General features: G+C 73.5%; 9 protein-coding genes and 1 pseudogene. 6 read left to right on the forward strand and 4 right to left on the reverse strand.

From position 1 onward, the window contains the following. Positions 1–487 precede the first annotated feature (487 nt). On the forward strand, positions 488–1,555 hold the full coding sequence (gene rsgA / locus QIS99_RS02650) for a ribosome small subunit-dependent GTPase A (RefSeq protein ID WP_282509980.1): 1,068 nt from the start codon (positions 488–490) through the stop codon (positions 1,553–1,555). Between the two features lie 240 nt (positions 1,556–1,795). Here rsgA and QIS99_RS02655 read toward each other — a convergent pair whose 3' ends face one another. After that, on the reverse strand, positions 1,796–2,287 hold the full coding sequence (locus QIS99_RS02655; RefSeq protein WP_282509982.1) for a hypothetical protein: 492 nt from the start codon (positions 2,285–2,287) through the stop codon (positions 1,796–1,798). Between the two features lie 169 nt (positions 2,288–2,456). Between QIS99_RS02655 and QIS99_RS02660 the strand changes: the two genes are divergently transcribed. Both QIS99_RS02660 and QIS99_RS02665 read left to right on the forward strand, forming a co-directional pair. After that, the gene (locus QIS99_RS02660) at positions 2,457–3,863 is read left to right on the forward strand and encodes a bifunctional transcriptional activator/DNA repair enzyme AdaA (protein WP_282510711.1); all 1,407 of its coding nucleotides are present in this window, start codon (positions 2,457–2,459) and stop codon (positions 3,861–3,863) included. Continuing rightward, entirely contained in the window at positions 3,860–4,348 is a 489-nt protein-coding gene (locus tag QIS99_RS02665) for a methylated-DNA--[protein]-cysteine S-methyltransferase (RefSeq protein WP_282509984.1), read from the forward strand. The genes QIS99_RS02660 and QIS99_RS02665 overlap by 4 nt, the downstream gene beginning before the upstream one ends. Before the next feature lie 85 nt (positions 4,349–4,433). Here QIS99_RS02665 and QIS99_RS02670 read toward each other — a convergent pair whose 3' ends face one another. Beyond that, on the reverse strand, positions 4,434–4,916 hold the full coding sequence (locus QIS99_RS02670) for a DUF456 domain-containing protein (protein ID WP_282509986.1): 483 nt from the start codon (positions 4,914–4,916) through the stop codon (positions 4,434–4,436). A gap of 48 nt (positions 4,917–4,964) precedes the next feature. Continuing rightward, positions 4,965–5,942 (reverse strand): helix-turn-helix domain-containing protein, encoded by a 978-nt coding sequence (locus QIS99_RS02675; protein ID WP_282509988.1) that lies wholly within the window; start codon positions 5,940–5,942, stop codon positions 4,965–4,967. A 483-nt stretch (positions 5,943–6,425) separates the two neighbouring features. Here QIS99_RS02675 and QIS99_RS02680 point away from each other — a divergent pair, with 483 nt between their 5' ends. From QIS99_RS02680 to QIS99_RS02690, 3 genes and pseudogenes are all read left to right on the forward strand, one after another. Next, positions 6,426–8,009: a protein phosphatase 2C domain-containing protein gene (locus tag QIS99_RS02680; RefSeq protein ID WP_282509990.1), complete on the forward strand. Its 1,584-nt coding sequence runs from the start codon at positions 6,426–6,428 to the stop codon at positions 8,007–8,009. 125 nt (positions 8,010–8,134) lie between these two features. Then, positions 8,135–9,877: a pyruvate dehydrogenase gene (locus QIS99_RS02685; protein WP_282509991.1), complete on the forward strand. Its 1,743-nt coding sequence runs from the start codon at positions 8,135–8,137 to the stop codon at positions 9,875–9,877. A 201-nt stretch (positions 9,878–10,078) separates the two neighbouring features. After that, positions 10,079–10,501 (forward strand): annotated as a pseudogene (locus QIS99_RS02690) (ATP-binding protein); the annotation flags it as partial. 114 nt (positions 10,502–10,615) lie between these two features. Here the strand turns inward: QIS99_RS02690 and QIS99_RS02695 are convergent. Beyond that, positions 10,616–11,749 carry a DUF2637 domain-containing protein gene (locus QIS99_RS02695; protein WP_282509995.1) on the reverse strand — a complete coding sequence of 378 codons (1,134 nt, stop codon included), beginning with the start codon at positions 11,747–11,749 and terminating at the stop codon, positions 10,616–10,618. Between the last annotated feature and the right edge of the window lie 56 nt (positions 11,750–11,805).

Raw genomic sequence — 11,805 nt, forward strand, 5'->3', positions numbered from 1 at the left:
CCGGCCCTTCTCAGCGGTTCGACCCGAGGGCCCTGGCCAGAGCTCGGATCGGCGGCATGCGTCCGCACCTGAACGCTGCCGTCCCCCGCGGCGGTCCACCACCCCGGGCGTGCCAACCGGCGGAGCGCCGGTTCCCGAAGAGGTGAGGGAACCGGCGACTGGCCTGGGCCCCCGGGACCGGAAAATCGTTGGTGCCCGGTCGGCGCGGCTGCCTATCGTGGGGTCATGTCCGAAGGGGCCGCTCCAGGTGGTCCTGGCCAGCCATGTGTACCGGGAGGTGTGACTGATGACTGTCGCTGTGGCGGGTGTTGCCCGTGTTCAGAAGTTCGTCACTTCCACCTCTGTGGTCACCGGCTGAACCATCAACTGACACCGCGCCGTTCGGGCGCAGCCGGGGCCACCCTGTGAAGGGTTCCCCTTGATTTCCTCTTCTGTTTCTTCTCTCTCGTTTCCGTCTCATTCTTCTCTCTCGTTTCCGTCTCACCCGTTGTCCCGGTATGGATGGGACGAGGGCTGGGACGCCGCGTTCCTCCCGTACGCCGAGCAAGGACTCGTGCCCGGTCGGGTCGTGCGGGTCGATCGTGGGCAGTGTGATGTCGTCACGCCGGACGGGACGGTCCGCGCCGACACCGAGTTCGTCGTGCCGCGTGACCCCGCCAGGGTCGTGTGTACGGGGGACTGGACCGTCCTCGATCCGGAGGGCGGCGATCCGAGGTACGTCCGGGAGTTGCTGCCGCGGCGTACCGCGTTCGTGCGCAACACCTCGTCCAAGCGGTCCGAGGGGCAGATCCTCGCCGCGAACGTCGACCACGCCCTGATCGCGGTCTCGCTGGCCGCCGAGCTCGACCTGGGCCGTATCGAACGGTTCCTCGCGCTCGCGTGGGAGTCCGGGGCCCAGCCCGTGGTCGTGCTCACCAAGGCCGACCTGGTGCCGGACCCCGTCACGCGCGGGCACCTCGTCGCCGACGTCGAGTCCGCCGCGCCCGGCGTGCAGGTGCTGCCCGTCAGCGCCGCCGAGGGGCAGGGCACCGAAGTCCTCGCCGCGGTCGTCGCGGGCGGTACGAGTGTGCTGCTCGGACAGTCCGGCGCCGGAAAGTCCACGCTGGCCAACGCCCTGCTCGGGGCGGACGTGATGACGGTGCAGGCCGCCCGTGAGGTCGACGGGAAGGGCCGGCACACCACGACCACCAGGAACCTGCTCGTCCTGCCCGGCGGCGGCGTGCTGATCGACACCCCCGGGCTGCGCGGAGTGGGGCTGTGGGACGCCGAAGGGGGCGTCGGACAGGTCTTCGCGGAGATCGAGGAACTGGCCGCCGACTGCCGGTTCCAGGACTGCGCGCACGAGGCCGAGCCGGGCTGCGCGGTGCTCGCGGCGCTCGACGACGGCTCGCTGTCGGAGCGGCGGCTGCACAGCTACCGCAAGCTGCTGCGCGAGAACCGGCGGATCGTCGCCAAGACGGACGCCCGGATGCGGCACGAGCTCCGCCGTGAGTGGCGCGTCAGGCAGGCGCAGGGCCGGGCCGCGATGGAGGCCAAGCGCGGCCGCCGCCTCTGACGCACGCGGCCGGTGCGGAAAGACTTTCGGGTACGGGGCGCGAACCCCGTACCCGAAGGGGCCGGTGCCTGGCCGGGCACCGGGGAGAGGGCCCGTCGGCCGGCTGTGGCGGCCTGGCCGGCGGGCCCGTTTCGCTCCCTCAGGAAGCCCTCAGGAAGCCTCCAGGAAGCCTCCAGGAAGCCGTCAGAAGCCTTCCGGGCCTCCAGAAAGCCCTACTGGACCAGCCTTGCTGGACCAGCCTTACTGGACGAAGCGGTAGCTGTTCCAGGCGTCGGCGTCCGGCGCGATGTCGCCCGTGAGCTTGCTGCCGACGTGCTTGGACTCGCCGGTGCAGTCCGTGCCGACGTACGCGACCAGGTCGGCCATCGTGTGGTTCTCGATCTTCCCGGCGCCGCCCTTCATGACGTGGCAGCCCTTGAGGCGCGGGTTGGTCTCCGAGACGCCCTCCGCCTCGGCCGCCTCCGCACCGTGACCGCCGGAACCGGCCTCCGCACCGTGACCGGCCTCCTCGGCGGAACCGGCCTCCGCACCGTGACCGCCGGCACCCGCCTCCGCACCGTGACCGGCCTCCCCGTGGCCCTCGGCCGGGGCGGCGGCGACGGGCTCGTACGTCACGATGCCGACCGCGGCCTGGTCCTCGAATCCGCAGGCGGTGGCGGAGAGGGCGAGCAGCGCGGTACCCGCGACGACGGCGGCGAGACGGCGCCGCTGGGGGCGGACGGAAGCAGACATGGCAGGTCCTGTTCTGGCAACGGCTGACAGTGAGCCTGGGTAACTTTGCCCGCTCTTTAAGGCAAAAGCAAAGTCGGATCAGTACGACGTTCGTCACGGCGGGAGCCGCGAGCGCCGTGTCCGAATTCCGCCAGCCGCCGTCACCGCCGGGGCGCACACTGGACCCGTGATCGATGAAGAGACCGGATACGAGGCGGTGCGCAGCCGCGATGCCCGCTTCGACGGGGAGTTCTTCTTCGCCGTCGAGACCACCGGCATCTACTGCCGGCCCAGCTGCCCCGCCGTCACCCCGAAGCGCAGGAACGTCCGCTACTACCCGACGGCCGCCGCCGCCCAGGGGCACGGCTACCGCGCCTGCCGCCGCTGCCGTCCCGACGCGGTCCCCGGCTCCGCCGAGTGGAACGTACGGGCCGACGTCGTGGGCCGCGCCATGCGCATGATCGGCGACGGGGTCGTGGACCGCGAAGGCGTCCCGGGGCTCGCGCTGCGGCTCGGCTACAGCGCGCGGCAGGTGCAGCGGCAGCTCACCGCGGAGGTGGGCGCGGGGCCGGTCGCGCTCGCCCGCGCGCAGCGCGCGCACACCGCGCGGCTGCTGCTTCAGACGACGCGGCTGCCCGTCACCGACATCGCGTTCGCGGCGGGCTTCGCGAGCGTGCGGCAGTTCAACGACACGGTCCGGCAGATCTACGCCCGGACCCCCACCTCGCTCCGCGCCGAAGCGGGTACGAGGCTGCCGAAGCCGCCGTCCGCACCCCCGGCCGACGGTCCCGCCGCCCCGCTCGCCGCCGCCCCGCTCGCCGGTGTCCCGCTGCGCCTCGCGTACCGCGAGCCGTACCACCGGCCCGCGATCTTCGACCGGCTCGCGGCCGAAGTGGTCGCCGGCGTCGAGGAGTTGACGGGCGCGCCGGGTGCCCGCACCTACCGGCGTACGCTGCGGCTCCCGCACGGCTCCGGCATCGTGGCCGTCGACGAGGCCGCGGCCGGACCCTGGCTCGACGCGCGGCTGCACCTCACCGACCTGCGCGACCTGACCACGGCCGTGCAGCGCCTGCGCCGCCTGTTCGACCTGGACGCCGACCCGCGGGCGGTCGACGAGCGCCTCGGCGCCGTGCCCGGCCTGGCCGCGCTCGTCGCCGCCCGGCCAGGGCTCCGCTCGCCGGGCGCCGCGGACGCGGAGGAGTGCGCCGTCCGCGCGGTCGTCGGGCGCGCCGGGGCCGCGCGGCTGGTCGCGGAGCTCGGCCGGCTCCTCGATGTGCCCTGTGGCGCGCTCACCCATGTCTTCCCCGAGCCGAAGGCGCTCGCGGAACACCTGCCGCTCGCGGCCGCGTTCGAGGACGGTTCCGTACGCCTCGACACCGGCGCCGACCGCGACGACGCCGAGCGGGCGCTGTGCGCGGTGCCCGGCGTGGACGCGGCCACGGCGGCGCACCTCCGCATGCGGGCCCTCGGCGATCCGGACGTGGCCGTGCCCGGCCTCCCGGCCCCCGAGGCGTGGCGCCCCTGGCGCTCGTACGCCCTCCAACACCTGTGGACCGACGGCAAGTTGACCGACTCGACCTGGCTGGAGCAGCCGTGACCACGTACTACACCACCCTCGAAAGCCCCCTCGGCGAGCTGCTGCTTGCCGGTGACGGATCGGGCGCGCTCGGCTCGCTCTCCGTGCCCGGCCAGAAGGGCGGGCGCACGGTGCAGCCGGACTGGCGCCGCGAGCCCGCCGCGTTCACCGGGGCGACGGAGCAGCTGCGGGCGTACTTCGCCGGGGAGCTGAAGGAGTTCGACCTCGCTCTGCGCGCCGAGGGCACCGAGTTCAGGGAGCGCGTGTGGGCCGCCCTGGACGCGGTCCCGTACGGCGCGACGACGAGCTACGGCGCCCTCGCGGCGGCCATCGGCGCCTCCCGCGCCGCGGTCCGGGCGGTCGGCGGCGCCATCGGCGCCAACCCCCTCCTGATCGTCCGCCCCTGCCACCGCGTCATCGGCGCGGACGGTTCCCTGACGGGGTACGCGGGGGGCTTGGAGCGCAAGCGGATGCTGCTGGGGCTTGAGGGGGTGCAGATTCAGTAACGTTTAAGGTTCAAGTTCCCAAGTTCCCAAGTCCCAAGTCCCAAGTCCCAAGTCCCAAGTTCCCAAGTCCCAAGTTCCCAAGTTCTCAGCCCCAGATCAGCACCCCCAGCCACGCCCCGACGATCAGCAGGCAGGCGAACAGCTCCACCAGGACGCTCGTGCCCACCGCGCGCATCGCCGCACGCGTCGAGGACCAGGCCGCGCCGTGGCTGCCGAGGCGGCGGCGCTCCGACAGGTAGGCGCCGCCGATGAAACCCGGCACCGAACCGATCACCGGTACCACGACGAACCCCACGAACGCGCCGAGGCCCGCGCCCACCACCATGCGGCGGGTGACGCCCACGCCCCGGATGCGGCGCGGCGGCAGCCGCCAGCGGACCGCGTGCTGCAGGAGCAGCAGCACCGTCGCCCCGACGAGCACCCCCCAGGCCACGCCCGACTGGTCCTGCAGCGCCCACCACACCACCGCGCCCCAGACCAGGAGCGTGCCGGGCACACCCGGGACGAGCAGGCCGACGAGGCCGAGCAGCAGCACCGCCCCGACCAGCAGCAGCTCCCACACGCTCATCTGCCCAGAGTGCCGGACGGGCGGGCCCCGCGCAGGTCAGCGGCCCCGCTACCGCGCCACCCACCCCCGGTCGTACGCATGCCACCCCAACTGCAGCCGCGTCGTCACGCCCGCCAGCTCCATCAGGCCCTTCACGCGCCGCTGGACGGTGCGCAGGCCGAGGTCGAGCTGCTTGGCGACGCTCGCGTCCGTGAGCCCGGCCAGGAGGAGGGAGAGGATCTCCAGGTCCGTGCCGTCCGGGCCCGCCGGGGTCGTCTCCGTCACCGTGCCGCCCTCGCCGAGGCGCAACGGCAGGGCCTGCCCCCACACCGCCTCGAACAGGCCCGACAGCGACTCCAGGAGGCCGCTCGCGTGCACGACGAGCGCGGCCGGTTCCGACGTACGGGACGTCAGCGGCACCATCGCCAGCCGGCCGTCGGCCACCACCAGCTTGGTGGGGACGCGGTCGACGATCCGAACCTGCTCGTCCCGCCCGAGCGCCGCCGACATCTCGCGCAGGCCGTTCGGCAGCGACAGCACGTCCCGCTCCACCACCACCCGGTACCGCACCCCGCGCTCCGTCGCCTGCTCCTCGGCATCGTTGTCGGTGCCCGTGACGACCGCCGGGCGCCCGGTCACCAGGGCGCACACCTCGTGGCTCGCGCCCAGCTGCAGCTGCAGGAAGCGGCGGGCCACGGCGGCGCCGGTCACCACCTCGACCAGGTCGTACGCGCTGGGCCCGGTGTCCTGCGCGCGGTACTCCTCCGCGAGGACCGCCGCCGCCAGCTCCGCCTGCTCCAGCTCGTGCCGCTGCTGGGTGAGGAGCGCGCCGAGCGCCACCCCGGGCGGGGCCGCCACCCAACGCCCCGGCCGCGCCGACGACTGCGCCGCGAGCCCCTGCTGTTCGAGCCGCCGCACGGCCCGCTCCGTGTCGCCCGCACCGAGCCCGATCCTGGCGGCGAGGTCGGCCACGTCGGCGACGCCGAGCGACACCAGCGCCCGGTACGCCGACTCCTGCATCTCGTCCAGACCTATGGCACCCAACATGGGCCGCTGCCCCTCCCCACTGCCGTGCGAACAACTCCCGTACGCCCACCCGTCGTACGACAGGCGCGAACTCCCGTCCTGCGCCCGGGCGTACGACAGGCGCGAACCCCGGCCCGTGGCGGAAAACAGCCACGGCGCAAACCCGCCGCCCAACATCATCCCCGTATCCCCCACCTCTCTGCCAAGGTGTCGCCACCGGTTGCCGGAGCCGGGCGGTTCCACGGAGCCGCAGGCCAGGGGGTGTTCGGCAGGTGCCGGCGGCGTGTGTGGCCCGCCCGCCGCGACCCGGGCGCGCGCACGCCCGGAGCCCCGCGGGGGCGCGGCCACCACGACCGGCCCGCCGGGCGTCCTTCCCGTGGGGGGTGGGGCCGCCCGGCGGGCCTCTCTCGTACGCATGTGCCCCATGCGGCAAGGGAGTTCGAGGCGTGGGCGGTATTTCAGGAAGGGCCGTTTCGGGGCGGCCGTCCTGTGGACAATAAGGGCATGAGCCAGCAGGGGGACAGGCACAGGCACACACACAACTCCGGCCAGGGAGCGGAGGACGGCCAGGGGGGCCGGAGAGACCGGGACGGCCGGGGAGACCGGGACGGCCAGGCAGACCGGGACGGCCGGAGAGACCGGGACGGCCAGGGAGGCCAGGGCGGCCAGGCAGACGGCCGGAGAGGCCAGGACGGCCAGGCAGACCAGGTCGGCCAGCCAGACCAGCGGGCCGACTGGTGGGGGCGGTTGTATGACGCGGCCACCGAGGACACCGGACCCGTCCCTGCCCCGGACACCCTGGACGACCGCTTCGCCTCCGCCACGGACACCCTCGGCGGCGGCGGTACGGAGCACCCCCCAGGAATGCCGACGGGTGCCGAACCCGCCGCCCCCACCGCCCCCGCCGCCCTCGCACCCCGCCCGCCCGCCGCCGACGCCGCGCCCTACGCCCCGCTGCGCGCCCCCTGGGAGCCACCGGCGGACCCGGCGGACCCGGCGGACCCGGGGGCGCCGACCACGTTCGGCCCCGCGCGCACCCCGCCGGAACCCGGGCCTGCCCCCGAACCCGGGCCTGCCCCCGAACCCGGGCCCGCCCCCGAACCCGGGCCCGCCCCCGAACCCGGGCCTGCCCCCGAACCCGGGCCGCCCACCCCGCGGGCCGCCGTCCTCGCGCCCGGCGCCGCCGCGCGGCCCCGTGCCGGGTACGTCGGGGACGGGCCGCCGACGTACGAGGCGGAGCCCACCGCGCTGCCGCCGGCCGACCCCGACGCCCTCGCCGGGCTCGTCGCCGACACCGTGCTCGACGGCGCCCGGTACGGGTCGTGCACGCTGCGCGCCGCGTCCGTGCGCGGCGACTCCGCCCGCTACCGCGGCGAACCGCGCCGCGACGCCCTGCTCACCGCACGCTTCGGCGGCGGCGAGGTGCGCGACGGGCTCGTCCTGGTCGCCCTCGCCACCGGCGCCCGCACCGCCTCCGCCGCGCACCTCGCCGCCGCCGACGCCTGCCACTGGATCGGCGGCGCCGTGGGCCGCAGCCACGCCCGGCTCGCCGACGACATCCGCGCGGGCCGCCGCGGCGACCTCAAGTCCGGCCTGCACCGGCTCACCGCCCGCACCCTCGGCAAGCTCCGCGCGGCCGCCGCCGAACAGGGCCTGCAACCCGAGGAGTACAGCGCGACGACACTGCGCTGCCTGCTCGTACCGGCCGATCCGCAGTGCCGTACGCGGGTGTTCTTCGGCATCGGCTCAGGTGGGCTCTTCCGGCTCAGGGACGGGGCCTGGCAGGACATCGAGCCGCAGGTCAGTGAGGCGGTCGGGGAGCCGGTGAGGGGCTTCGGCGCGCTGCCCGAGGAGTCCGGCGAGCCGTTCCGCTTCCGCGCCTCGGCGGCCCGCCCCGGCGACCGGCTGCTGCTGTGCAGCGGGGGCCTGGCGGAACCTTTGCGCGGTGAGCCCGCCCTCGCCGGGCATCTCCTGGGGCAGTGGTCGGCGCCCGAGCCGCCCGGGCTCACGGAGTTTCTGGCGGATGTGCGGGTGCGGGTGAAGGGGTATGCGGACGACCGGACGGCCTGCGGGCTGTGGGAGGCGTGAGCGTTCGCCGGAGGGGCTGACGTTTCCGCCTCTCCGGGGAGATTTTCGACAGGCGACCGTAAGCACCCCGTGAGTGGATGGGGCACGAGACCCTGCCCAGCGCCCCGCAGGAAAGGTGCACCCCCATGGCCAAGCAGAACGTCGCCGAACAGTTCGTCGGCATCCTCGTGCGCGCGGGGGTACGCCGCCTGTACGGAGTCGTCGGCGACAGCCTCAACCCCGTCGTGGACGCGATCCGCCGCACCGGCGACATCGACTGGGTGCAGGTGCGGCACGAGGAGACCGCCGCCTTCGCCGCCGGAGCGGAAGCACAGATCACCGGCAGACTCGCCGCCTGCGCGGGCTCCTGCGGGCCCGGCAACCTGCACCTCATCAACGGCCTGTACGACGCGCACCGCTCCATGGCCCCGGTCCTCGCCCTCGCCTCGCACATCCCGTCGAGCGAGATCGGTCTCAACTACTTCCAGGAGACCCACCCCGACCAGCTGTTCCGCGAGTGCAGCCACTACAGCGAGCTGATCTCCACCCCGAAGCAGATGCCCCGGCTGCTGCAGACCGCGATCCAGCACGCCGTCGGCCAGGGCGGCGTCAGCGTCGTCGCGCTCCCCGGCGACGTGGCGTCCGAGCCCGCCCCGGAGAAGGCCCCCGAGCACGCCCTGGTCACGGCGCGGCCCAGCGTCCGCCCCGGCGACCCGGAGATCGACCAGCTGGTCGACCTGATCGACGCGGCCGACCGCATCACCCTCTTCTGCGGCAGCGGCACCGCCGGCGCGCACAAGGAGGTCATGGAGTTCGCCGAGACCGTCAAGTCCCCGGTGGGACACGCGCTGCGCGGGAAAGAATTCATCCAGTACGAGAATCCGTACGACGTCGGCATGAGCGGACTGCTCGGCTACGGCGCCGCCTACGAGGCCACCCACGAGTGCGACCTGCTGATCCTGCTCGGCACGGACTTCCCGTACAACGCGTTCCTGCCCGACGACGTGAAGATCGTCCAGGTCGACGTCCGGCCCGAGCACCTCGGCCGGCGCTCGAAGCTGGACCTCGCGGTGTGGGGCGACGTACGCGAGACGCTGCGCTGTCTGACGCCTCGGGTCCGGCCCAAGAGCGACCGGCGGTTCCTCGACAAGATGCTGAAGAAGCACGCCGAGGCCCTGGAAGGCGTCGTCAAGGCGTACACCCGCAAGGTCGAGAAGCATGTGCCGATCCATCCCGAGTACGTGGCCTCCGTACTGGACGAACTCGCCGACGACGACGCCGTGTTCACCGTCGACACCGGGATGTGCAACGTGTGGGCGGCCCGCTATCTCTCGCCCAACGGCCGGCGGCGCGTCATCGGCTCGTTCTCGCACGGCTCGATGGCGAACGCGCTGCCGCAGGCCATCGGCGCACAGTTCGTGGACCGCGGGCGGCAGGTCGTGTCGATGTCCGGCGACGGCGGCTTCTCGATGCTGATGGGCGACTTCCTGACCCTGGTCCAGTACGACCTGCCCGTGAAGGTCGTCCTCTTCGACAACTCCTCCCTGGGAATGGTCGAGTTGGAGATGCTGGTGGCCGGGCTGCCCTCGTACGGCACCGGCAACCACAACCCGGACTTCGCGGCCGTGGCGCGGGCCTGCGGGGCGTACGGGGTGCGGGTGGAGAAGCCGAAGCAGCTCGCGGGCGCGCTGAAGGACGCCTTCAAGCACAAGGGGCCCGCGCTGGTGGACGTGGTGACCGACCCGAACGCGTTGTCCATTCCGCCGAAGATCAGCGCGGAGATGGTGACCGGGTTCGCGCTGTCGGCCAGCAAGATCGTCCTTGACGGGGGTGTGGGGCGGATGGTCCAGATGGCCCGCTCCAACCTCCGCAATGTGCCGCGGCCTTAGGGTCCCGTCGCGCCCGTAGCGCCTCCGCCACCGGCACCGGCTCGCCCGGCGCGTGCCACACCGTCAGGGCCGGAGGGGTGTCCCGAGACCGTGCGGAATCGGCAGGCGTGCCGCTTTCCCGGCAGGGGCATGCATCACCGTGTACGTGTTCGACGTGAGATGTCCGTGAAGGGAAGAGCCGACAGCCTACGGGCGGGGGTCATGACAAGCCACGCACAGGAAAGCACCATCTCGGGCGATGCGGCGGTGGGGGATCCGGAGCGGCTGCACCGCAGACTCGGGCGCGCCGACCTGCGGACGGTGTCCGAAGTCCGGCGCGCGATCAGGGAGTTGCTGCTGCACTGGGGAAAACCGGAACGCACGGACGTGGCCGAGCTGCTCACCAGCGAGATCGTCACCAACGCACTGGTCCACACCGACGACGACGCGGTCCTGACGGCCACGCTCCGCGAGCACCGGCTCCGGGTCGAGGTCAGGGACTTCGTCGGCCGCAGGCCGACCCCGCGGGTACCGCACGCCGACGACGGTACGGGCGGCAGGGGCCTGCTCCTCGTCCAGTCACTGGCCGACGCCTGGGGCGTGCGCACCCAGGACGGCGGAAAGGCGGTCTGGTTCGAGCTGGACGGATTCGAGCCGGACGGATTCCAGCCGGACGGATTCCAGCCGGGCGGATTCCAGCCGGGCGGGTTCGAGCCGGGCGGAGGGCTCGCCTGAACCCTCCGCCCCGGTCCGGACCGGTCAACCGAACTGCTGCTCCAGGTCCTTGAGCTTCTGCTCCAGGGAGTCGAGCCGGGGCAGCGTCTGCGTGTCGTCCTCGGCGGTGAGGTCGACCGGCTCCGCGGCCGCCTCACCGCCGCTCACGGACTGCAGCGAGGGTCTGGATCGTACGGGCAGCTGTTCCGCCGCTATGGCGGGGTCCGCGCCGCCCGACGGGTCGCCGCCCTGCGCACCCTGGCCCGTCGGGCCCGCGCCCACCGCCTGCGGCTGGCCCTGCGCGGGCAGTACGGCCTGCGGGGTCTGTCCGGTGAGCGCGGCGGCCTGCGGCTGCGGCTCGCGGGCGTCGAGGCGGCCGATCTTGCCCGTCAGGGTGCGCTGGCCCCGGCTCACCGCCTTCAGGTGGGCCCGCTCCAGCTTCTCCTGCTCGCGCCGGTGCTGCCGGGTCTCCGTCTTCTGCTTGCGTTCGTCGCGCACTTCCTCGACCGCCTCATCCAGGCTGCGTACGCCTTCGAGGAGCATCAGCGACCAGGCGCCGAAGGTCTCCCGCGGCGCGCGCAGCCAGCGCACCACCCGGATCTGCGGCAACGGCCGCGGTACGAGGCCCTGTTCGCGCAGGGCCGCACGGCGGGTCTGCTTCAGGGCGCGGTCGAAGAGGACCGCCGCGCTGAGCGACATGCCGGCGAAGAACTGCGGGGCGCCGTCGTGGCCCAGCCCCCGCGGCGCGTGCACCCAGTTGAACCAGGCCGCGGCCCCCGCGAACGTCCACACCAGGAGCCGCGAGCCGAGCGCCGCGTCCCCGTGGCTGGCCTCGCGCACCGCGAGCACCGAGCAGAACATCGCGGCGCCGTCCAGGCCGAACGGCACCAGGTACTCCCAGCCCCCGGAGAGGTTGAGGTTCTGCCGCCCGAAGCCCACAAGGCCGTGGAACGACAGGGCCGCGGCCACCGCCGCACAGCAGAAGAGGAGTACGTACGAGGCCGTGCCGTAGATGGCCTCCTTGCGCCTGCGGCGCTCCTCGCTGCGCTCCCAGGAGTCCTCGGCGGCCTTCTCCCCGGCCCGCTTCCCGCGTGCGACCACCGCCACCGCCGCAAGCAGGCCCAGGAGCAGAACGCCGCCGGGAAGCAGCCAGTCCAGCGATATGTCGGTCATTCTCATGGGGGTCCCTTGCGTCGCAAATTCAAAGGGGCGCGCGAATGCGCTTCGTTGGAAGG

Origin of the sequence: Streptomyces solicavernae, from assembly GCF_029968095.1 — a bacterium.
GTDB classification, from domain to species: domain Bacteria; phylum Actinomycetota; class Actinomycetes; order Streptomycetales; family Streptomycetaceae; genus Streptomyces; species Streptomyces solicavernae.

Excerpts from the sequence above, each read along its gene's own strand:
- QIS99_RS02695 (WP_282509995.1), bottom strand. The coding sequence starts at position 11,749 with ATGAGAATGACCGACATATCGCTGGACTGGCTGCTTCCCGGCGGCGTT.
- QIS99_RS02680 (WP_282509990.1), top strand. The coding sequence starts at position 6,426 with ATGAGCCAGCAGGGGGACAGGCACAGGCACACACACAACTCCGGCCAG.
- QIS99_RS02685 (WP_282509991.1), top strand. The coding sequence starts at position 8,135 with ATGGCCAAGCAGAACGTCGCCGAACAGTTCGTCGGCATCCTCGTGCGC.
- QIS99_RS02675 (WP_282509988.1), bottom strand. The coding sequence starts at position 5,942 with ATGTTGGGTGCCATAGGTCTGGACGAGATGCAGGAGTCGGCGTACCGG.
- QIS99_RS02670 (WP_282509986.1), bottom strand. The coding sequence starts at position 4,916 with ATGAGCGTGTGGGAGCTGCTGCTGGTCGGGGCGGTGCTGCTGCTCGGC.
- QIS99_RS02655 (WP_282509982.1), bottom strand. The coding sequence starts at position 2,287 with ATGTCTGCTTCCGTCCGCCCCCAGCGGCGCCGTCTCGCCGCCGTCGTC.